Origin of the sequence: Buchnera aphidicola (Chaitoregma tattakana), assembly GCF_039370165.1 — a bacterium.
Taxonomy (GTDB): domain Bacteria; phylum Pseudomonadota; class Gammaproteobacteria; order Enterobacterales; family Enterobacteriaceae; genus Buchnera_G; species Buchnera_G aphidicola_F.
This window is the reverse complement of the sequence record NZ_CP134991.1, coordinates 310,552-334,302: the sequence shown is the minus strand read 5'-3', so window position 1 is coordinate 334,302 and position 23,751 is coordinate 310,552. Positions and strand designations below refer to the sequence as shown.

At 19.0% G+C, this 23,751-nt stretch carries 19 protein-coding genes and 1 tRNA gene; 5 read left to right on the top strand and 15 right to left on the bottom strand.

Annotated elements, in window-relative coordinates:
• Positions 1-76 precede the first annotated feature (76 nt).
• Positions 77-271, top strand: a complete 195-nt coding sequence (locus RJI84_RS01550) for a hypothetical protein (protein WP_343189000.1) — start codon at positions 77-79, stop codon at positions 269-271.
• The gene (gene cyoE / locus RJI84_RS01545; RefSeq protein WP_343188999.1) at positions 268-1,137 is read left to right on the top strand and encodes a heme o synthase; all 870 of its coding nucleotides are present in this window, start codon (positions 268-270) and stop codon (positions 1,135-1,137) included. Before RJI84_RS01550 ends, cyoE begins: the two co-directional genes overlap by 4 nt.
• Before the next feature lie 2 nt (positions 1,138-1,139).
• Here cyoE and RJI84_RS01540 read toward each other — a convergent pair whose 3' ends face one another.
• Positions 1,140-1,430: a TusE/DsrC/DsvC family sulfur relay protein gene (locus RJI84_RS01540; RefSeq protein ID WP_343188998.1), complete on the bottom strand. Its 291-nt coding sequence runs from the start codon at positions 1,428-1,430 to the stop codon at positions 1,140-1,142.
• A 121-nt stretch (positions 1,431-1,551) separates the two neighbouring features.
• Here RJI84_RS01540 and RJI84_RS01535 point away from each other — a divergent pair, with 121 nt between their 5' ends.
• The gene (locus tag RJI84_RS01535; RefSeq protein WP_343188997.1) at positions 1,552-2,748 is read left to right on the top strand and encodes an MFS transporter; all 1,197 of its coding nucleotides are present in this window, start codon (positions 1,552-1,554) and stop codon (positions 2,746-2,748) included.
• Positions 2,749-2,775: 27 nt separating this feature from the next.
• Here the strand turns inward: RJI84_RS01535 and nusB are convergent, their stop codons facing one another.
• Positions 2,776-3,204 (bottom strand): transcription antitermination factor NusB, encoded by a 429-nt coding sequence (nusB, locus tag RJI84_RS01530; RefSeq protein ID WP_343188996.1) that lies wholly within the window; start codon positions 3,202-3,204, stop codon positions 2,776-2,778.
• 111 nt (positions 3,205-3,315) lie between these two features.
• Between nusB and RJI84_RS01525 the strand changes: the two genes are divergently transcribed.
• A tRNA-Met gene (locus tag RJI84_RS01525) sits at positions 3,316-3,392 on the top strand.
• 8 nt (positions 3,393-3,400) lie between these two features.
• Here RJI84_RS01525 and recD read toward each other — a convergent pair.
• The 7 genes from recD to RJI84_RS01490 form a co-directional block, all read right to left on the bottom strand.
• Positions 3,401-5,146 carry an exodeoxyribonuclease V subunit alpha gene (gene recD / locus RJI84_RS01520; RefSeq protein WP_343188995.1) on the bottom strand — a complete coding sequence of 582 codons (1,746 nt, stop codon included), beginning with the start codon at positions 5,144-5,146 and terminating at the stop codon, positions 3,401-3,403.
• An 8-nt stretch (positions 5,147-5,154) separates the two neighbouring features.
• Complete coding sequence (gene recB / locus RJI84_RS01515) at positions 5,155-8,616, bottom strand: exodeoxyribonuclease V subunit beta (protein ID WP_343188994.1); 3,462 nt, start codon at positions 8,614-8,616, stop codon at positions 5,155-5,157.
• 28 nt (positions 8,617-8,644) lie between these two features.
• Positions 8,645-11,668, bottom strand: coding sequence for an exodeoxyribonuclease V subunit gamma (locus tag RJI84_RS01510; RefSeq protein WP_343189270.1), 3,024 nt, complete (start codon positions 11,666-11,668; stop codon positions 8,645-8,647).
• 99 nt (positions 11,669-11,767) lie between these two features.
• Entirely contained in the window at positions 11,768-12,625 is an 858-nt protein-coding gene (gene mscS, locus RJI84_RS01505) for a small-conductance mechanosensitive channel MscS (protein ID WP_343188993.1), read from the bottom strand.
• A 15-nt stretch (positions 12,626-12,640) separates the two neighbouring features.
• Positions 12,641-13,762: a class II fructose-bisphosphate aldolase gene (fbaA, locus tag RJI84_RS01500; RefSeq protein ID WP_343188992.1), complete on the bottom strand. Its 1,122-nt coding sequence runs from the start codon at positions 13,760-13,762 to the stop codon at positions 12,641-12,643.
• Between the two features lie 13 nt (positions 13,763-13,775).
• Entirely contained in the window at positions 13,776-14,936 is a 1,161-nt protein-coding gene (locus RJI84_RS01495; protein WP_343188991.1) for a phosphoglycerate kinase, read from the bottom strand.
• Positions 14,937-15,009: 73 nt separating this feature from the next.
• Positions 15,010-15,606: a YhgN family NAAT transporter gene (locus RJI84_RS01490; protein ID WP_343188990.1), complete on the bottom strand. Its 597-nt coding sequence runs from the start codon at positions 15,604-15,606 to the stop codon at positions 15,010-15,012.
• A 337-nt stretch (positions 15,607-15,943) separates the two neighbouring features.
• Between RJI84_RS01490 and asd the strand changes: the two genes are divergently transcribed.
• Positions 15,944-17,065, top strand: coding sequence for an aspartate-semialdehyde dehydrogenase (gene asd / locus RJI84_RS01485; RefSeq protein ID WP_343188989.1), 1,122 nt, complete (start codon positions 15,944-15,946; stop codon positions 17,063-17,065).
• Positions 17,066-17,091: 26 nt separating this feature from the next.
• On the opposite strand, the gene tusA is transcribed toward asd, so the two are convergent.
• The 6 genes from tusA to miaB all read right to left on the bottom strand — a co-directional run bounded on the left by tusA (position 17,092) and on the right by miaB (position 23,660).
• Complete coding sequence (gene tusA / locus RJI84_RS01480; protein WP_428994300.1) at positions 17,092-17,319, bottom strand: sulfurtransferase TusA; 228 nt, start codon at positions 17,317-17,319, stop codon at positions 17,092-17,094.
• Positions 17,320-17,323: 4 nt separating this feature from the next.
• On the bottom strand, positions 17,324-18,271 hold the full coding sequence (locus tag RJI84_RS01475) for a hypothetical protein (RefSeq protein ID WP_343188988.1): 948 nt from the start codon (positions 18,269-18,271) through the stop codon (positions 17,324-17,326).
• Positions 18,272-18,321: 50 nt separating this feature from the next.
• The gene (leuS, locus tag RJI84_RS01470; RefSeq protein WP_343188987.1) at positions 18,322-20,718 is read right to left on the bottom strand and encodes a leucine--tRNA ligase; all 2,397 of its coding nucleotides are present in this window, start codon (positions 20,716-20,718) and stop codon (positions 18,322-18,324) included.
• Between the two features lie 196 nt (positions 20,719-20,914).
• Complete coding sequence (locus RJI84_RS01465) at positions 20,915-21,769, bottom strand: transporter associated domain-containing protein (RefSeq protein WP_343188986.1); 855 nt, start codon at positions 21,767-21,769, stop codon at positions 20,915-20,917.
• An 85-nt stretch (positions 21,770-21,854) separates the two neighbouring features.
• Positions 21,855-22,196 (bottom strand): rRNA maturation RNase YbeY, encoded by a 342-nt coding sequence (gene ybeY, locus RJI84_RS01460; protein WP_343189268.1) that lies wholly within the window; start codon positions 22,194-22,196, stop codon positions 21,855-21,857.
• Between the two features lie 138 nt (positions 22,197-22,334).
• Entirely contained in the window at positions 22,335-23,660 is a 1,326-nt protein-coding gene (miaB, locus tag RJI84_RS01455) for a tRNA (N6-isopentenyl adenosine(37)-C2)-methylthiotransferase MiaB (protein ID WP_343188985.1), read from the bottom strand.
• Between the last annotated feature and the right edge of the window lie 91 nt (positions 23,661-23,751).

Genomic DNA, 23,751 nt, shown 5'->3' with positions numbered 1-23,751 from the left:
TTTTTCTTTTATAATTTTGTTTTTTTCAGTTTTTTTAATTAAATTAAAAATTTTTAATAAAAATTTGAGTTATTTTTTGATTATATTTTTTTCTATAGTACAATTAATAATACATTTTAGTATATTTTTACATATAAAAGATGCAAAATCTAGTGAGTATTATAATATATTTGTTGTTATGTTTTCTTTAATAATAATTTTTATAATATTTTTTGGGTCTAGATCTATCATGTTAAGTTTACATAATAAAATTATGATCAGTGAAATATGAAATTAAAAAACGTGAAATATTATTTACAAATAATAAAGCCTGGTATAGTATTAGGAAATTTAATACCATTTTCTGCCTGTTTTTTATTTGCATCTAAAGGTAATATTAATTACAACTTATTTTTAGTTACATTTATAGGTATGTTTTTAATAATTTCAGGAAGTTGTGTTCTTAACAATATTATTGATATAAAAATTGATAATATAATGTTAAGAACTAAAAATAGAGTTTTGGTAAGAAACAAAATATCTGTTATAAAAGCTTTATTTTTTGCATTTTTTTTATTATTTTTGGGTTTTTTAATAATATTATTTTTTTCAAATTTTTTTTCTTTGCTTTTATCTTTTTTTGGTTTTTTTGTTTATATATTTTTATATAGTATGATTTTTAAAAGAACAACTGTTTTTTCTATATTTATAGGAAGCATTTCTGGTGCAATGCCTCCTATAATAGGTTATTATATAGTTTCTAATAAAGTAGACTTAGCATTTTTTATATTTTTTTTTATGTTTTTTCTATGGCAAGTACCTCATTTTTTTTCTATATCTATATTTAGGGCTAAAGATTATAAAAATGCAAAAGTTCCTATTTTGCCTTCAACAAAAAGTATATTTTTTACTAGTATAGTAATTTTATTTTTTGTAATATTGTTTACATGTGTATCTGAATCTTTATATTTATATAATTTTTTAGATAAAAAGTATTGCATTTTTTCTATTCTAATAAATTTTATTTGGGTTTGTTCTATAGTTTTTGGATGTTTTTATAATAAAAATATATTTTTCTATTATGTTTTTATTATTTCTATATTGTCTAATTGTATAACAAGTTTTTTCATAGCTATAGATTACATAAACTTTAAATAGAATTATATACATATATTAGTTTTTGGTATACCTGCTATTTTACTAGATATTTTAATAAATTTTTGATTAAAAAGTTCATTTAGGTTTATAGTTTTTTTATTTTTTTTTTTAAAAATAATATGTATTTCTAACATAGAAGGCATTCTATTAAATTTTATATAAAATTTTCTAATTATATAAATTATTTTCCAATGTTTGTTTTTTAATTTTATTTTTTCTTTTAACGCTATTTTTATAGCAATTTCTTCAGTCCATTTTTCATAATTTTTTAGATACCCATGCTCGTCTAACATTTTTTATGCTCTTTTTTTAATATTATGATTTTTGTAACTATTATATTTTTATAATTACATTTTTTTGTTTGTTATATAATTACATTAATTATATAATTTACATCATGTAAGAGAGAGTGTTATGAAAAATAATATTTATAACAATAAAAGTAATGTAAAAGTAATATTAGTAATATTAACAATTTTTTTCTTAAGAAACATAGGACTATTTTTTATTTTTCCTATATTTAACTTTTGTAATATTAATTTATATGGTAGTACAAAATTTTTAAATAGTTTATGTTTAAGTATATATGGAATATTTCAAATAATTTTTCAAATACCTTTTGGTTTTTTATCAAACAGTTTTGGCAAAAAAAATACTATTATTATTAGTTTATTTATATTTTTTATTGGAAATTTAATATGTTTTTTTTCTAATTCTGTTTTTGGAGTTTTACTTGGAAGATCATTACAAGGAATAGGTTCTGTATCTTCTATATTAATTGATGTTTTAATTGATCATACTAGCAAAAAAAGTTACGTGTTTTCTATTTTTTTAGTTGGAATAACTTTTGGAATTACATTTTTTATTTCAATGTCTTCTTCTTTATTTATTTTTAACAAAATAGGACTTAAAAACATTTTTTTAATTATATTAACTTTGTCATTATTTTTAATATTTTTTTCATATTTTTATATACCTAAGGATAAAAAACAAGATTTGCATAAAAAAAAAACATTTATTAAAATAAACTTGTTGTTAGAATATTTCAAAAACAAAAATTATGTGTGTGTGTTAAAATATACTTTTATATCTAACTTTATTTTTTCGTCTAATTTTTATATTTTTCCTAAAATTTTTTCTAGCTTTTTTATAAATTATAACACTTGTTTTAAAATATATTTTTATACGTTTTTTTTTTCTTCATTAATTTCTTTAATACTAGCATGTTTTTTGAGAAGTAATATAGAAAATAATAGAATGTACATTTTTTTATTTGTGTTTTTTTTATTTTCTGAAACAATTTTTCTATTTAATAACAAATATGAAAAATTGTTTTTTTTAGGATTGCAAATTTTTTTCTTAATATTTAATTTATTGTCTTCATTTTTACCAATATTATTTAGAAAAGTTTTTTATAATATATATGGTTGTAGAGACGTTCCTATTTCAATATATACCACTATGCAATTATTAGGTATGTCTTTAGGTAGTGTTTTTAGTGGAATATTATGTACATTTTTAAATTTTAAAATACTATTTTTTATTTGTATAATTTTAATATTCTTTTGTATAAATATATATAAACAAAATTTTAAAGAAGATTCTTTATAAATTTTTGTTAATAGTAATATTACTATTTTATATTTTATTTAATTTATATTTTTTTGTTCTTATATAATGAGCTGCTTTGTCTAAAATACCATTGATAAATTTATGACTTTTTGCTGATCCAAAATGTTTTGCAAGCTCTATACCTTCATTTATTGCTACTTTATATGGTATATCATATCTTTTAGTTAATTCATAAAATGAAATCCTCAATATGGCTTTTTCAATTTGTCCTATCTTATGATTTTTTTTAGAAATATATTGTTTTATCAAATTGTCTAAATGTATATAATGTTTTGAAATTCCAGATATTATTTCATGAAAATAGATCAAATCTATTCCTTTTGTTTTTTTTTCTTTTAAAAATTGGTTTTCTATATCTTTTATATAATTTTTTGATATTTGCCATGAATATAGTAATTGTACTGCACATGCTCTTGCTTTGCTTCTTGATTTCATATGAAGTTCCTATATTTTTAAATTTAAAATTTGTTTATTTCAAGTATTGCATAATATTTAAAAAAAATGTATACTAATTATAGTATATATTTTAGAATTTTATCTTTATTTAGCGGAGTGGAGCAGTTCGGTAGCTCGTCGGGCTCATAACCCGAAGGTCGTTGGTTCAAATCCAACCTCCGCAACCAAATTTATTTTATTTTATTGATTTTATTAATATTTTATTTTTTACAAAAATAGTAGTTTTTTTTATGGTTCTTGTTATTCCTGTATATATTAATTCTTTATTAAAAATTTTTTTCTGTTTTTCCGGTAGTATTATTATTGTTTCTTTAAATTCTAATCCTTGAGATTTATGTATTGTGGAAGCCCATGATACGTCATACTTTTTTATAGCATATTTAGGTATTTTTAATAAACTGTTTTCATATGTTTTAAAAAATATTCTTTTCTTTTTTTTTTTGTCATATAGCAGTATTCCTATGTATCCATTAAATATATTTAAATCTTTTTGATTTTCTGTAATCATTATTGGTTTGCCTATGTACCATTTTTCTTTTTTTTTTATAATTTTTTTATCTATTATTATTTTTTTTATATTTTTGTTTATTTGTTTTGTACCAAATGGGCCTTTTTTTATAGCACATAATATTCTTATTTTATTAAATTCTTTTAATATATTTAATGGGTTACTGTTTTTTTTGATTAAACTCCAATATCTTTTATATTTTTTTACTATCATTTTTATCATACATATATATTCATATTGTTTATGTATTTCTTTGAATATTATATCTTTAAATCGTTTTTTTGTTATCTCTGCTGTTAAGATTTTCGTTTGACTTTTCAATATCATTTGTGAAATTTTATATATTCCAGATGTTTTTTTAACTCTATAGTTTTTTTTTAATATGCAGATATTATCTTTAGATTTTTTTTTTTTTAAAATTTTATAGTTTGTAATATATTCTAATATTTTAGATATTTTTTTACTAAAACTATTATTTTCTTTTTTACATATATGTCTTAGAATATTTATTCTACTCATAGATGATATTTGATTAAAATCTCCTAAAAAAATTATTTTAGTAGTTTTTTTAGTTGCATCTATTAAATTTTTGAATAATATAGTACTTATCATAGATATTTCATCTATTATTAATAAGTCTATATTTAACTTTTTTTTTTTACAAAATTTTGGATATGTTTTTCCTGGACTTATTTTTAATAAATCATGTATTGTATATGATCTTTTCGGAATTTTTTTTTTGTCTGATTTTTTGATTTTTAACTTAGATAAATGTTTTTTTATAGAGAATAATATGTTGGTTGCAGCTTTTCCGGTAGCTGCCGCTATTTTTATTTTTTTTATTTTTCGAAATATTTTTAAAATAAAAAAAATTATATAAGAAATAACTGTAGTTTTTCCTGTACCAGCTCCACCTAATATAAACATTTTTTTATTTAAAACAGATAGTATTAAAGATATTTTTTGAAATTTGTTTAATTTGTTAATTTTATTTTTTTTTAATAGTTTTTTTATATAATTAATATTTTGGTTAGCATTAATTTTTGTAAAAATATTTTTGTCAATGTTTTTCTTTAAATGTAGCATTTTATGAAAATAAAATTTTTTTTTATAAAATATTATTGGAGTGTGAGATTTTACTTTATCTGATATAACTATACTATTTTTTATTATCTTATAATAGTTTTTTATGCTAAAAAATTTTTTCCATATATTTTTTAGAATTAGTGTTTGTTTGTATATTTTTTTTGTGTTTAAACTTATATTTCCAATTTTATATGTATATATAAGTAATAAAATTATTATTTTTATAATTTTATTTTCATTTTTTTGTAAAATTTTGTATAAGTTTATATCTACTTCGTTTATAATATTTTTTTTTAATAAATTTTTTAGTATAATTTTATTTTTCATATTTTTTTTTATATAATTATATTTTCTATATGTTTTATAATATTTTCTTTAGGTGATATAAAAAACTTTCCATATTTTTTACTATTATTTTTATTTTTAAATGCTCTTAAAAATAAGTAAAATATTCCACCAAAGTGTTTTTTAGAACTATAATTTTGTATATTTGTTTTTAAATATTTATGTATTCCTAACAAATATATTTTATATTGTATATCGTAGTTCATTTTTATAATATAATTTTTAATGTTTTCTTTTGTATAATTTTTTATTTTATTTCCTAAATGATTAAATTTGAAATCGATGAAATAATATTTATTTTTCCATAAAAATACTATGTCTATAACACCAGTTAAAATACCTGGATAAATTTTAATTTTGTGTTTTTCTTTACTGGAAAAAATGTCTTGTATTTTTTTGTGCATTTTTTCTTTTATAAAAATGTCAAATTTCATATCTTGTATAAATTCATTTCTTTTTATTTTGCTAAGTCTTATTCCTATTTTATTAATTTTAGATCTAATTATGTTGTTCATCCATGAATATATAAATTTATAATATTTTATATTAAAATTATATCTTTTTAATTCTTGTTTTATAAATATTGTTTTTTTTCTTTTTTTTTTTATAAATTCTTTTAATATTTTGTGTAACATTCTTCCGGAATTTTTTCCTTGTGGGAAGTTATACGTATTTAATATTTTGCTTTTACTTTTTAATGTAGTTTTTTTTGAAAATACATTATTTATTTTGTATTTTTTTTTTATTTTTTCTATATCTTCTATAATTTTTGTAAAACTATTTATGTTATGTTTTTTATATTTTTTTTCTTTAAATTTTTTTTTATAGTTTTTATATGTTTTTTCAGTAATACATTTATATTCTTGTATCTTTTTTATATTATTTGTTATTTGAAATAATTTTGTTTTTTTTAATTTATTTAATATTTTTTTAAAATTTATAAAATTTATACATTTTTTTTTTTGTAATATATATCCTATACCACTTTTATGTACAGTAGTTTTTTCAAATTTGTTATTTTTTTTTATTGCGGCTATAATTATTGTACAATGTACTATGGCTCTAGTTAAAGATACGTACAATAATCTTATACTTTCCAAAAAGTTTTCTTTTATAATATCATTTGTTTTTTTATTTTTTAAATTTAATATTCTAGTTAGTGTGTTTGTATCATAATATGAAGTATAATTTTCTTTTTTAAAATGCATTATAAAAGGTATTATTACAATAGGATATTCTAATCCTTTAGACTTATGTATAGTAGTAACTTTTATTCCTTCATACTTTTCATTTTTATTAAAATATTTCTTTTTAACAAATTTTTTTTGGTTTATTTTTTCTTCTAACCATTGTATTAGTAAGTAAATTTCTTTAATTTCATATAGTTTTTTTTCTAAGCACTTTGATATGTAAAAATATCTTTTTATAAGTTTTTCATATTTTTCTTTTTTAAAACATTTTTTTTCTATAATGTTATTTTTAATAACATATTTTATTAAATTTAGTATTCCATATTTTTCTAAAATTTGTTTGTATTTTTTGAACTTTTTTATTTCGTGAAAAAATTTATTTTTATTATTTTGAATCATATAAATTTCATTTATACTACTTGAAATAATTCTTGTACTGTTAGCATTAATTAAATTTTGTTTATTTGTTATTTCCGAAATAGCTTGTAATAAAAGTAATATTTCTCTTGTTTCTTCTGTCTTGTATATATTTGTTTTTTCTGATTGATAGTAAGATTCTATTTTATATTTTTTTAATGCCTTTTTTATGTAAAAAAATTCTAATTTGTTTTTTACCAATATTACTATATCTTCTTTTTTAACAAAATTATTTTTTTTATGATATTTTATTTGTGCTTGTTTAGTATTTCCTAAATACAACATATTGGATATTTGTTTCGCACATTGCTTTGATGACCATAAAAAATATTCTTCAAAATTCATTACGGACTTTTTATAAAATATTATTTTAAAATTTTTTTTTATAGAATTTTTAATTGTAAGTCTAATATTGTTATTTTTTTTTGTATATTTTATTTTTTTAAAAATAATTTTTTTTGTAGCAAATGGATATTTAATTTGTGAAAAAATTTTGTTTATAGATTTTACTAAGTTTGGTGAAGATCTCCAATTAATATCTAGAAAATAATGTTTTTTAATTTTTTTTTTAATTCTATTATATAATAATATATTTGACCCCCTAAAACTGTATATACATTGTTTAGGGTCTGCTAATAATATCATTATGTTTCTATTTTTGTTTGTATTATATATTTTTGTAAATATTTTTTGTTGACATATATCTGTGTCTTGAAACTCATCTATAATAGCTACAGGATATTTTTTTTTAATTAAAACTAAAAATTTTTTATTTTTTCTTAATTTTTTTTCTACTTCTTTTACTAAATCATCAAAACTTATTTTTGATGTCTTTTTTTTATCTATATTAATTAAATTATGTATTTTGTTATAAATTTTATAAATTAAAAATTCTTTTATAGAAAATTTTTTTTTATAAAATAATTTTATATATTTGAAGAAAAACAATGTTTTTTTTTCAGTGTTTACATATTTTTTTATACTTTTTAACTTTATAATTTTTTCTATTTCGTTTGGTATATAATAATTTTTAGTTTTTTTTTTAGACCAGATATCAACTTTATTACTATAATTTAATATTCTAATATATCCCTTTTTTTCTTTTTTTAAATGTATAATAATTCTTTTAAATATATTTTTATTACTTTTCCATATTTTTTTAAATATTATTATTTCTTTGATTAATGAAAAATGGAACGATAATATTGTTGATTTCTCAAATTTTTTATTAAACTTAACTTGTATATTATTTTTAAAGAGATGTTTTATTTCTTTAAAAATATTTTCTGGTGTTTTCCATATATTATATATTATTGAAACAACTTCTATTTGTAATGGATAAAAATTTTTTCTCCAAAATTTTTGAATTGCACATAACAACATTTTGTTTTCATCTTTTACAATTTTTTTATTAAAAGGTATATTAAAATACAACTTGTTTTCTTCAATTATTGTGTTGCAAAATTGATGTATTGTCATTATATTAAATTTATCAATTTTTTTTTCTAATTTAGAGAGTTTTTTATATAACGAATTAGGACATGTTGTATTTTTTATTATTTTTTTATATATATCGTTATTACTGGTTTTTTTTATACAATCTTTTTTTAACTGTGATATAACTAATTTTATTTTTATATATATGTCTTTTTTAGTATAATTTGTAAAAGTTAATATTAATATTTTTTTTGCACTTAAATTTTTCATGTAATAATTTTTTATATTGATATTTAACATCAATCTTAAATATAGTATTATTATACTAAAAGTTTTTCCTGTCCCAGCTGAAGATTCTATTAGATAATTTTGTGTAAAGTCTAGTGTTAATAAGTCTAATTTTTTCATATGTTTTTTATATTTTTTTTTTATTCTTTTATTTATTATATTTTTTTATATTTTTTAGAATAGGATAGTGCCATTTTAATGAAGAATTATATATTTTTTTTATATTTTTTTTTGAAGAATTTTTTATTACTTTCTTTATATAAATATTATTTTTTTCTCCATAGAAATAGTAATTTCCTTCCCAAAATTTTAGAAATTTTTTTTTGGATTTTTTTTTATTTTTACTTTTCATCATATTAAATATCCATATCATTCCAGACATTGTAAGGAAAATAGGTTTTTTTTGACCTTGTAAATATCCTTCAAAATATTTTACTATATAGTTATACGATTCTTCATAACTAATTTTAGAAAATATTATTTTAGAGTTTTTGTATCCTAACAGTATACTACTGTGTTTACATTGTTTGGTAAGACAAAAAAATAAGTGATAGAACCAGAACTCTATTTTATCGTTTATACTGAGTTTTTTTAATTTGTAATTTACTAGTCTTTTTGATGAGATAGTTTGTATTTTTGTATATATTATGAAGTTTCTTATTTTTATTTTTACATTTATAACTTGTATTTTTATTTTATTACAAATTTTTTCTATTTTTTTTTTTAAAAAAATAGAATATATAACAAGTTTTTTGAAAACTATTTTCCCAAAATTTTTTTTAGGTAATATTCCTAAAGAGCAATAATATTTAAATACATTTCTAGTATTTTTATTTTTTAACACGAGTAAAAATATTTTTTTACTAATTTGTAATTTTGTACTTTCATTTAATAAAAATGGTTCTGTATTTATGTTATTTATATTGTGTTTATATAAATTAATTTTTATTACTTTTTTTAAAAAATATTTTATTGGACTATTCCAAAATTCTATTAAGTTTTTAATATTTATTTTTGTGTTTGTATTTGTATGGTTTATAATATTATGATTTTTATTATTATTTTTATATGTTACTATTTTTTTTTTGTTATTATTAATATAATTTTTATATGATATATCTGATTTATGTTTTTGTAATAGTTTTGATAAAATATTTTTTTTGTTTAATGTTATATTTTTCAAATATATTTTGTTAAAGTAATAACTTTTAGATATATAATTTATCAAAGTTTCTATTATTTTTATTGTTTTTTTATTTTTATTAAAGTTTTTTATGTAACTTATATAAAAATACTTTTCTGCTGCAATTATTAGTAAAATTATTGATCCAACTATATAATTTGTTTTTTCATAATATGTATACTCTTTTTTCTTATATGTTATATCAAACTGTTTGCACATTGTTATATTTTTTTCTTTATGTCTATGTATACCTAAAAAATATATTAATTTGAAATTTATATTTTCTATATCACTATTATTGCATAATATTATTGATCCTAAGAATATGTTTTTATTTATTTGTAAAATTTTTATATGTTTTTTAAATATTACTGACAATTCATTTATATAAATTTTTTTATTATAATTTTCTTTTATTCCTGATTCTATGATTCTAATAAATAGATTTTCTATATTTTTTATTTTATAACTTTTTTTATATGGAAAGAAATCTATTGTTATATCTTTAAATAATTTTTTCCATTGAATTAATTTGTGAGGTTTAGAAAACGTTTTCTTCCATTTACTAACTACATGTATAACATTTATTAGTTTTGTCAAAACACTTGAACGAGAATAGTTTACTTTAGTATACGGAACATAATTTTCATAAATTATTTTTTTGCTATAGGTAGTATTTCCTAATATCATTTTTTTTAGTCCATGCCACCAAGTATTTTCTGCACTTATATGTTTATATTTTTTTTTTATAGTTTTTTCATCAATACCAAATCTTATAGATACTTCTTCTGTCCATATTTTTAATAATTCTATTTCTTTGTTAGTTATTTTGTATCTTTTTTTTATAATATTAGAGTTTAATAGGTCAAATATTTCGTTTTTTGTTATTTCTTTTTCTTTTAATTTAAATATTTTATAAAAAAATTTTAAATATATATTTTCTATACTTTTATAATTTACCATTGTAGTATACAATATGTGGTTTTTTTGTTTTGGGCTATTAAATACACTTTTTATGTAAGGTAAATATTTTTTTATATTAGTTGAAACTATAGCTATTTCATGTAATTTTATATCTTGGTCTTTTTTTAAAATTTTTATTAAATTTTTATGTAAAACTTCTACTTCTTTATATTTACTACAACATGCATGTATTAAAAAAGAGTTATCATGTTTAAAAATTTTATTAGTATTTAATTTATTTAAAATTATATCTTTTTGTATGTTTCCAAGAAGTGTATTATTATTTTCTAATTTTTTAGTAATATTTTTATTTTTTTTATTAGACAAATTTTTTATTAAATGTATAGAATATTTTGCTAAGTATATTAATAACGGATTTATAATAATTTTTTTTAATTTTTTAATAGAATCGAAACATTTTGTTTTAATAAAATTATTTTTTTCTTTTATTAACATACCTAGTGGAGTTATATTTAAAATTGTTATAGAAAAAAATTTTTTCAATTTTTCTAAAAATGACATAAAATAATCTGGTAGATTATTTGAATTAATTACAAATATTCTTTTTGTTTTACATTTTTTTTTATATTTTTTTAAATTGTATGATACATTAAAGAAATTATTTTTGTTTTTTTTAATATTATTCAATAACTCCCATATTTTTTTTTGAAATTTCTTGTTTATACATTTTTCTTTTTCATTTATGCAACTCGATATTATATATTTAGAATTTAACAAATATTTTTGAAAAATTTTACTTGTTTTTATAGATAATAAAATTAGTTCATTTTTATTAAAATTATTATGAAGTATATTTTTTACATCTATATGTCTTTGTAATGATAAGATTCTCCAAAATAGAGCTGGGTCTTTAAAATGATTTTTTTTTTTAATTATTTTCCAAAAAAAACATTCTGGAGTATAAAATTTTATATTTGCGCATATTCCTATTTTTTTAGAAATAAATGTTCTTATCCATTTTTCTATTTTGTAATTTTTTATAATAAAAATTTCTTCAGATAGAATATATTTTTTTTTTTATTTTTAATTATTTCACACACTTTTTCCATTAATGTACAGATTTTATCTGCTGTATATATTTTCATATTTTTTAACATAACTTTATTATTTTTTAGTTTCATATTTTTTATAAATATTTATATCAATCTGTGGATATGGTATTGAAATTTTGTTTTTATCTAAAGATTTTTTAAACTTTGCCATAAGATCCCAATATACTGAGTTTAATTCGCTTGTATTACTCCAACATCTTATTATAAAGTTTATAGAAGACGGAGCGAGTTCTGATAATCCTACAATGATATCTCTATCTTTTAAAACTCTTTCTTCATTATTTATAACTTCTCTTAATACTTTTATTGCAAAGTCTATATCTGTTTTATATGAAACACTAATGTTAAATTCGTTTCTTCTAGCTGGTTCTCTAGAATAGTTTATTATGTTCCCAGACACTATTTTACCATTTGGAACTATAGCAATTTTCCCATCTAGTGTTCTTAGTGTTGTATAAAATATATGTATGTTCAAAACTGTTCCAGAAGCGCTTCCTAAATCTACATATTCTCCTGTTTTTAATGGTCTTAACGTAACTAACAGTACTCCTGCTGCAAAATTTGATAAAGATCCTTGTAGCGCAAGACCAATTGCCATACCAGTTGCTCCTAATATTGCTATTACAGAAGTAGTTTGTACCCCAATACAACCTAAAGCAGCTATTAAAGAAAATGTTATTATTATGTATCTAATTACAGCAGAAAAAAAATTAGAAATTGTAACATCTATAGATCTTGCTGTTAACACTTTATTTATTCCTTTTGATATTATTCCAGCAATAAAAGTTCCTGTTGTAAATATTATTATAGATGAAATAAAATTTATTATATAACTTAGAACTAGTTCTTGGTTTCTTATTATCCAATTTCCAGCATGATGAATATCTTTTACTACATTAAAATTATTCATTGTTTTTATATATGCCTATTGTTTGTTTTTGGAATAATTTTTTTTATATATATTATTTTTTAATATATTAATTGCGTTTAAATCTTTAAATATTGATTTAATTTTTTTTACTATACATATTTCTGATGATCTTATCCAATTTCTAGGATCATAATATTTTTTGTTTGGGCTCTTTTTATTTTTGTGGTTTCCTAATTGACTTTTTAAATAGTTTTTATTTTTTTTATAGAATTCTAATATCCCCTTCCATGCGTGCCATTGTATATCAGTATCTACATTTATTTTTACTACACCATATGATATAGATTCTTTTATTATATTTTTTTTTGTCCCGGATCCTCCATGGAAAACAAAATCTATAGGTTTTTTATCTAAATTATATTTTTTACTTATATATTTTTGAGATTCTTGTAGAATTTTAGGTTTTAACTTTATGTGACTACTATAATACACTCCGTGTACATTTCCAAAAGATGCAGCAATTGTAAAAAAGTTACTAATTTTTTTTAATTTTTTATATGCATATGATATTTCTTTTGGCTTTGTATACAGATGTTTTTTTAATATTTTTGTATTATCTATACCGTCTTCTTCGCCTCCGGTACATCCTAACTCTATTTCTAGAATTATATTTATATCCTTAATTTTTTTTAGATATTTAGAACATATTTTTATATTACTTTTTATATTTTCTTTGGATAAATCTATCATATGAGAAGTGAACAAAGAGATTCCGTTTTTTTTAAAAAATTTTTTATCTTCTAATATTAAACCATCTAACCATGGTAATATGCTTTTATGACAATGGTCTGTATGTAATATTACTGGTATTTTATAAAATTTAGAAATTATATGAACATATTTAGCAGCTATTGTAGCTCCTAAAATAGATTTTTTATGTAAATCTTTAATTTTAATATTTTTTCCTATAAAAAATGATGATCCTGTATATGAAAACTGTATTATTATAGGAGAATTTATTACTTGTGCTGCTTCTAAAGAAGCATTTATAGTGTTAAAACTACAACAGTTTATTGCTGGTATAGCAAAGTGATTTTTTTTAGCAATTTTAAATATTTTTTTAGTTTCTGAAGCAGAAATTACACCATGTTTAATATTTTTAAATAAATTTTTCAAAATTGTTGTACCCCTATTTTTTTTTTTTAAGTTTTTTTATTAAATTTATTATTGGTAAAGTGCCGTTTACTAAAAATTTTAAAAAAGCTCCACCTCCGGTAGAAATATATGAAATATTTTTTTTTATTTTTAAAATATCTATTATTGCAAGAGTATCTCCTCCTCCTGCTATAGAAAATGCATTACTTTTAGAAATAGATTTAGCTACTAATTCTGTTCCTTTTCTAAAATTAGAAAATTCGAATACACCTACTGGTCCATTCCATACAATAGTTTTAGCTTTTTTTAATATATAACTTATTTTTTTTTCTGATTCTATACCTATGTCCATAATTTCTTCATCATTTTTAATATTTGAAACTGATTTGTTAATAACATTTGTTTCATTAGAAAAGCTTTTTCCAACTCGTGAATCTATTGGAATAAAAAAGTTAAATTTTTTTAATAGCTTTTTTGCTTCTTTTATAAATTTTTTTTCATGCAAAGATTTTCCTACATTATGATTTATTGCTATAAATGTGTTAGCTATTCCCCCTCCTAAAATTACTTTATCTGATATCTTTCCTAGAGTTTTTAAAAGGTCGAACTTTGTAGAAATTTTTGATCCTCCTATTACAGATACTAATGGTCGATTTGGATTTTTTAATATTTTATTTATTGAATTTACTTCTGATATTAATAGTTTTCCAAAACAACATTTTTTAACATATTTTGCTATTCCATAGGTAGAAGAGTGCATTCTATGAGCGCTTCCAAAAGCATCCATAACAAAAATATCACATAATGTTGCATATTTTTTAGAAAGAGTTTTAGAATTTGATGTTTCTCCTATATTAAATCTTACATTTTCCAAAAGACAAATTTCACCATATTTAATTTTTATAGGATCATTTATATTGTTTTTAAATATTATTTTTGTGTGTTGTATCTTTTTTTTTAAATATTTAAAAATTGGTAATAATGAATATTTTTTTTCAAATTTACCTTCGTTTGGTCTTCCAAAATGTGACATTAAGATTATTTTTGCTTGATTTTTTATAGCATATTCTATTGTTGGAATAGATCTGTCTATTCTTTCACTAGATATTATCTTATTTTTTATTATAGAAACATTAAAATCATTTCTTATAATTATTTTTTTTTTATATATGTTTATGTCTGTTATTTTTTTCATTTGTTTTTTATTTAATTTTTTATATAGTTATTTTGTTTTTTATTCATTTTTTTCTAAATTTGTATAAATTTAATTATATATTAAACCATGATTTTATTCCTTCTAAAAACATTTGTGTAGATAGCATTATTAATATTATTCCCATCAATTTTTCTAATGCATTCACTACATTTTCTCCAAATAATTTAATAAAAATTTCAGATGACAACAATATAAATAAACTAAAACTCCACGCTATTATTAAAGGAATTATTAACATTATTTTTTGATTTTGATATTGTTTTGATAAAAGCATTAGTGTAGCTAATATAGAAGGGCCAGCAATTAATGGTATTGCTAATGGAACTAAAAACGGTTCATTATCTTTTAAGATGTCTTTTTCTAAATTGTTATTTACATTGGGAAAAATCATTTTTATGGCTATAAGAAATAATATTATTCCACCTGATATAGACACTATTTGTGTTTTTAAATTTAGATAAGATAGTATTTTCCCTCCACTAAATAAAAATAGTAACATTATAACTAAAGCTATTAACATTTCTCTTATTAATATTTTTTTCTTTCTTTTTGTTTTAAACTTTTTTAAAATTGACATAAAGACAGGGAGATTACCTAATGGATCCATTATTAATATTAACAATATTGTATTAGAAATTATTTTGTTCATTTTTTCCTTATGAATTTTACAAAAATATTTGACTTTTTTTTTATAAAAATTTTTATATATTTATAAAAATAATTTTATTAGGAATATATTATTTTTTTATTACAAAACAATATATATTATTTATTTTTAAAATTAAACATTTTTATTAAATTTTTATAAATGTTTTTATTATTTAATAATATGGTTAATATACAGAAAATTTTTATTATATTTTTTATGTTATTTAGTTTATTATATTAATAAATTTATTTAAAAACTGTTTTTTATTATTTTTGTTGTATTAACTTTTTTTATGTAATATTTTGTTAATATAATGTTTTAAAATATAAGGAATTATATGAAAAAAAAAGTAGGTTTTGTGGGTTGGAGAGGTTTAGTTGGATCAGTTTTATTAAATAGAATGATTTTTAAAAAAGATTTATCTAAGTTAAATATAAAATTTTTTACTACTTCACAAGTAGGTCATAATGGTCCTAAAATAAATAACACAAAGTTTGGAATTTTAGAAAATGCATATGATTTACAAAAGTTAATAGAAATGGATATTATATTAACTTGTCAAGGAAGTGAGTATACTAAAAAGGTATATTTCAATTTAAAAAAATTAGGATGGACTGGTTTTTGGATAGATGCATCATCTTATCTAAGAATGCATAAAAGCGCTATAATAGTATTGGATCCAGTAAACTATAATTTTATAATGCAAAGTATAGAAAATGGATGTAGAACTTTTGTTGGTGGAAATTGTACAGTTAGCTTAATGCTTATGGCTCTAGGCGGGCTTTTTGATAATAATTTAATTAAAAGAATTTTTGTATCTACATATCAAGCGGTATCAGGAGCTGGATCTAGTTATATTAAAAAATTGTTGTTAGAAATGGGGGTATTGCATAATAGTGTAAAAGATGATCTTAAAAAAAATAATATTTCTATATTAAAAATAGAGAGTGTCATTACTTCTTTATTAAAATCTAGAAATAGTTTTAGATTATTTAATGACACGCCTTTAGCTGGTAATTTGATACCGTGGATAGATTCAGATAATAATGATGGAAAGAGCAAAGAAGAAGTTAAAGGACAGTTTGAAACTAATAAAATATTAAATTTAAAAACAGACGAAGAGGTTATTATAGATAGTATGTGTGTACGAATAAGTACTTTTCGATGTCACAGTCAGTCTTTTTTAATAGAATTAAATAAAATAATTAATCTATCAGAAATTAAAAGTATATTATTGAATCATAATAAGTGGACTGAAATTGTTGATAATGATAAATATAGTACTATTAGATATTTAACTCCATCTATGGTTTCTGGTACTTTAAAGATACTTTTAGGTCGAATTAGATTCTCTTCTTTTGGAAAAAGTTATATTACAGTTTTCTCTATAGGAGATCAGCTTCTTTGGGGGGCATCAGAGCCTTTAAGAAGGATGTTAAATATCTTAATAAAATTATAAAAGGAAATTTTTAAAAAAGTTTGAGTTTATTTTTCTAATAGATATTTAAACGGTGTTACTAATATATATTTATCTATTATTTTATGATTCATAAAAACGCAAAAATTAGGAACGTCCCATTTAGTTGATGGATCGTTTGTTATTAATAGTATAAGTTCTTTTTTTTTCATGTTTCTAATTTTTTTTCTTAAAAAAAATATTGAATCAGGACATTTGTATTTTCGTAAATCTAAGATATTTTTATATATTTTCATATTTTTATTTCATTGTTATTATTAATAACAAAATTTTTAACTGTTTCCAAAAATTTATATTTATGTTTTTTTTAATTTTAATTTCTATAATTGTTATATAACGAATTATTTTGTACATCCTTTCTATAGAAATATTTATTTTTATGTTTTTTTTAGATTTCATTTCATATTTTTTTTCTTTTCTTAAGTATATTATGGTTAGAAGTTTGATATGTATTTGTTTTATTATTTTTTCAATATTATATTTTTCTTTGTATATTGTGTTTATTATTTGTATAGTTTTTTTTATATTTTTTGTAAAAAAAATGTGTACTAATTCTTTATATGTAAAATTTTGATTATTACACATTATTTTTTCTATTTTTTTCGTATTAATTTTTTTGTTTTTAAATATAAATTTAAATTGTAATATTATTTGAGTTAATTTAGTAATGTTATTTTTATAATGATAGTATAATAAGTTTTTAGCATTTTTTGTTATCTTTGTTTTATTTTTTTTAGCATTATAATCTATCCAGTTTATAACATCTTTATTACTGTTAGCTGTACAATTTATTAATATATATTTTTTTATTAGTTGTAATATTTTATTTACATATTTAAAATTTTTTATCTTTATTAGTTTTATTATTACTACTATTTTTTGATTTTTTGTTTTTTTTATTTTTTCTATTAGTTTCGTCAAATTGTTAAAAATATCTTTATTAGAAAAGCTTACTAAAACAATTTTTTTTTTATAAAAAAAGTTTTGAGTGTTAAAATACTCAAAATTTTTTTTGTTTTCTTTAACATTAATTTTTTTTATGCATACGAATTCTTTTTTTCTAGCTTCTTCTAAAATTTTTTTTGTCGCTTCTTCTGCTAAAGATATTTCATTTTCTATTATTATAAAAAAAGAAGTATTTGACTCTAATTTTATGTCAATACCGTTTTTTAAATATATTTTTTTCATGTTTTAATTTAAAATATATAATGTAATTTTCTTTTATTTTTTTTGTTTTTTTAGTTAGTAACAATATTAATTATTTTGTTTTGTATAAATATTATTTTTTTTATTTTTTTGTTAATAATGTATTTTTTTATATATTTATTATTTTTAACTTTTGAAAAAATTGTATCTTTATTAGTGTTTTTTTTAATTTTAAAAACATATCTTTTTTTTCCATTTATTTGAGTAACAATTTTATATGTATTTTCTAAAATAGCTTGTTGGTCTGGCTTTGGCCAGCATTTATTTCTAATTTCATGTAATAGATGAAATTTTTTAAAAATGTAAAAAATTATATGTGGAATAAATGGATTAAGCAATTTTAGTATTATGACTATAGATTCAATTATTATTAATAAATTTTCTTTTTTACAAAATTTTTCTATTATATTTGTAATTTTCATTATACTTGCTATAGAGGTGTGAAAAGATTTTTTTTCTTTCATATTATTTGATACTACTACTATAGTTTTGTGAACATTCTGTCTGACTTTTTTTTGTTCTGCATTTAATTTTTTATTATTTATTTTTGACATTTTATCTATATAATATTTTAAATATGTATTGCTTAAGTTCCATATTTTTACTATAAATCTATAAGAACCATTTACACCTTCATTTTTCCATTCCATAGATTCTTCAATAGGAGCGGCAAATGTAATAAATAGTCTTAGTGAATCTGCTCCATATTTTTCTATTATTTTTAGTGGTTCTACACCATTATTTTTAGATTTTGACATTTTGGTCAGACCAAAATAGTTTACTTTAGTTTTATCTTTTCTATCTATTATTTTTACAATTTTACCAGTATTATTTTTTATAATTTTAACTTTTTCACTAGAAATCCACACTTTTTCTTTTTTAACAAATTTATAAAATGCGTGAGATAGTACCATTCCTTGGCATAACAATTTTTTTACTGGTTCTTTAAAATTAATTATTTTTAAATCTTTCAATATTTTACAATATAATCTAAAATATATTAAATGCATAGTTGCATGCTCTATACCACCTATATAAAAGTCTATAGGAAGCCAATATGATGTAGCTTTAGGGTCAGCCATACTGTTTTTATATTTTGGATTTGTGTATCTTATATAATACCAAGAAGATTCCATAAATGTGTCAAAAGTATCATTTTCTAACATTGCTTTTTTACCATTTATTATAATTTCTTTTTTTAATTTTTTATTGTCTATTTTATAATTTAATACTACTGGTAATTTTTTTTGTGGTATAGATATTATTTTTTTATTTTCTAAAGTGGCAATAGGTATAGGGCATCCCCACTGTCTTTGTCTAGATATATTCCAATCTTTTATTCTAAATGTGTCTTTTATATATACTTTTGTATTTTCATTTATTTTTTTTATAATTATTTTAATAGCATCTTTGCTATTTAATCCATTTATTTCTTTTGTTGAATTATATAATATTCCAGTTTTTAAAATAGGTTTTTTTTTAATTATATTATTTTTTTGTAATTTTTTATTTTTTATTACAAATATTATTTCTATTTTATTTTCTTTAGCAAACTTCCAATCTTCTATGTTATGAGCTGGACAAGCTATTATAGTTTTTTTTTTAAAGTTTTTTCTTATTGAATAGTTTAATATCCATATTGGAATATTTTTTTTTGTAATAGGATTTATCGCACAGAAATGAGTTTTATATGATTTTTTAATTTTTTTATTTCTATTTTCTTTACATTTTTGAAAAATTTGTTTTATTATTGTGTGTGTTTTAATTTTATTTTTTATAAATTTGTTTTTATAAAACATTGCTATGAATGTTACACCACATAATGTATCTATTCTAGATGTATACACAAAAATTTTTTTTTCATTTTTTATTTGTATTAAGAATTTTATTTTTTTTTCATAACCTATCCATTTTTTTTGCATTGAAATTACTTTTTTAGGCCAGTATTTCAAATATTTTATGTCTTTTAGTAATCTTTTTGCATACTTTTTAGTTTTAATAAACCATTGTTTAATTCTTTTTTTTGTGACTATATTATGGCATCTCCAACACTTTCCGTTTATTACCTGTTCGTTTGCTAAAACTGTATTGTCATATTCACACCAATTTACCAAAGATTTTTTTTTATATGTTATCTTTTTTTTATATAATTTTAGAAATACGTATTGTTCCCATTTATAATATTTTGGATCTGATGTATTAATTTCCTTAGTCCAATCATAACTAAAACCCATAGATTGAAGTTGTTTCTTCATGTATTTTATGTTTTTATATGTCCATTTGTATGGTTCTATATTATTTTTTGTTGCGGCTTCTTCAGCAGGTAATCCGAATGCATCCCATCCCATAGGATGTAATACATTTCTATTTAACATTCTATAATATCTAGCAACTATATCACTTATTGTATAGTTCCTAATATGCCCCATATGTAAATTTCCTGATGGATATGGAAACATAGATAAGCAGTAGTATTTTTTTTTTTTTTTNNATTAATATGAACTTGAAAAGTGTTTTCTTTTTTCCAATATTGTTGTATTTCTTTCTCTATCTTTTTATGATTATATTCTTCATTCATAATATATCTCTTGAAAAATTAATTAAAAAAATTTTATTTTATTAATTTTAACTTATATTTTTTAAAATTATAACTTTCATTTTTTTTATTCTTATATTATTTGTTTCAATTATTTCAAAAGAACAATTTTTTATATTTATTTTTTCTCCTAAATTAGGTAGTTTTCCAAAATAGTTTAAAACTAATCCACCAATAGTATCTATTTCTAAATCTTTTAAATCAGTCTTAAAATATTTATTAAAATCTAATATTTTTGTTAATCCTTCTACTATGAATTTTTTTTTTTGTACTTTAGTAATATTTTTTTTATTTATATCGTTTGATTTATATGCTGTTTTTCCAACTATAAATTTTATAATATCTTTTATAGTAATTAATCCAGATACTGTACCAAATTCATCAATTATTATTGCGATATTATTTTTTTTTGAACTCAGTTCAGATAGTGTGGTATCTATATATTTACTTTCAGGGATTATAATTATAGGCTGTAATATTTTTTTTATAGAAAAATTTTTTTTCTTATTACTTATAAATGGAATAAGATTTTTTATTGTTATAAATCCTTGTATTTTGTTTTTTTTATTTATTATAGGAAATTTTGAATAACAATATTTTTCTATAGTTTTAAGACATTGAAACAAATTATTTGTAGATTTTATAGTTATCATATGAATTTTTGGTACCATGATTTCTTTTATTCTTTTTTTTGTTGTCTGTATAACTCTACCTAACATATTTCTAGTATTTTTATTTATTGAAGATTTTTTTTTAGAATTTTTTATCAATGATGTTAAATCATCTTTACTCTTTGAAATGCTATGGAATAATTGTTGTTTAAAAATATTTAGAAATCCTTTCTTATCTTCTTTATTATTTTTTTTTTCTTTTTTCAAATTCATATTATATTTTTTGTTTGATAAGAAAATATTTTATATATTATATATTAATAAAATTTAAAATGTTATAATTAATTTTATAATGTTTTTATATATAATATGGATTTTTATATCCTAAATTTTTCATAATTTTTTTTTCTAGTTTTTCCATCTTTTTGTTATGATTATATCCTAATAAATGTAATACTCCATGTATTATAATATGAGCCCAGTGAGCTATTAATATTTTTTTTTGTTGTATAGACTCTTCATATATAACTTCATTACATACTACTATCTCGCCTAAAAATTTATTTTTTAAAAAATTTATAGTATTATATGAAAATGATAATATATTTGTAGTTTTTTTTTTATTTTTATATTTAAAGTTTAATTTTTTCATTTCACTTTTTTTTATCATTATAATACTTATTTCTATATCTTTTTTAATAACTAGTTTTAACCAACTTAATATTTTTTTTTTTTAGGATAAAAGTGTTGTGCTTTATATTTTTTTTTAAGATTTATTTTAATTTTTTTCATTTTTTTTAGAACTTTAACATTTTATAAAAATTTTTTTTACATATAATTATTTTTTTATATTTCCATAAAAATATTTTTTTTTCATACCATTTATTTTAACAGAAACAATTTTTCCTATTTCACTATCACAGCCATAAAATCGTACAATTCTATTGCTATCTGTAGTTCCTATCAATTTTTTTTTATTTTTTTTGTATGTTCCATGTACTAGAATATTTTGCGTCGTACCTATAATTCTTCTATTCCATTGCATAGATTGATAAAAAATTTGTTTTTGTACTTTATGTAACCTATGTTTTTTTTCTTGTAAAGTAGTATTATCGATTAGTTTGCTTGCAATAGTATTAGGTCTTTTAGAATATATAAAGCTAAAACTATTGTCAAAATTTATTTCGGATATAATTTTCATAGTTCTGTTAAAATCTTTTTCTGTTTCTCCTGGAAATCCTATTATAAAGTCTGAACTTATTTGCATATTTGGTCGTGCTTTTAATATATTTGTTATAATTTTTTTATATCTTTTTACAGTGTATCCTCTTTTCATAAGTTTTAATATTTTATCGGAGCCACTTTGTATAGGTAGATGTAAGAAATTTACTAACTTGGGTATTTTTTTATACGAATCTATAATTTTGTTGTTAAAATCTTTTGGATGACTTGTTATAAATCTTATTCTTTTTATTTCTTCTATTTTAGAAATTTTGTATAATAGTTCTTGAAAATTGCATATGTTATTTGAATTTTTATCTATATATAAATATGAATTTACATTTTGCCCTAATAATGTAACTTCTCTAATATTTTGTCTTACCATGTTTTTTATTTCGAATAATATATCTTTATATGGTCTACTTATTTCTTTTCCTCTAGTTGTAGGAACTACACAAAATGAACATTTTTTATTACATCCTTCTGTTATAGTTACATATGTTTTATAATGCGTATATTTTGGTGTAAATATAATATTAAATTTTTGCATACCCTTTAGTTTAGCATCAACTAATATTTTTTTTGTATTTTTTTTTTCTTCTATCATTTTTGGTAAGAGATGTATTGTTTGAGTTCCAAATATGATATCTATATATGGTGCTCTCTTATAAATTTTTTTTCCTTCTTGATTTGCTACACATCCACCAACGGCAATTATTATTTTTGAATTTTTTTTTTTAATTTTTTTCCATCTTCCTAATTGATGAAATAATTTTTCTTGTGCTTTTTCTCTAATTGAGCATGTATTTAATATAAGTATATTTGCTTTTTTGCTATTATTTACATAAGTACATTGTAATTTTTTTTTTAATGTTCTCTTTATTATGAACGAATCATTTTCGTTCATTTGACATCCCCAAGTTTTTATATATATTTTTTTCATTTTTAATTAGTTTTATTAACAATATTTGTTTATATTTTATAAAACATCATATTTATAATTATATTTTAGATTTATTTGAAAATATAAAATG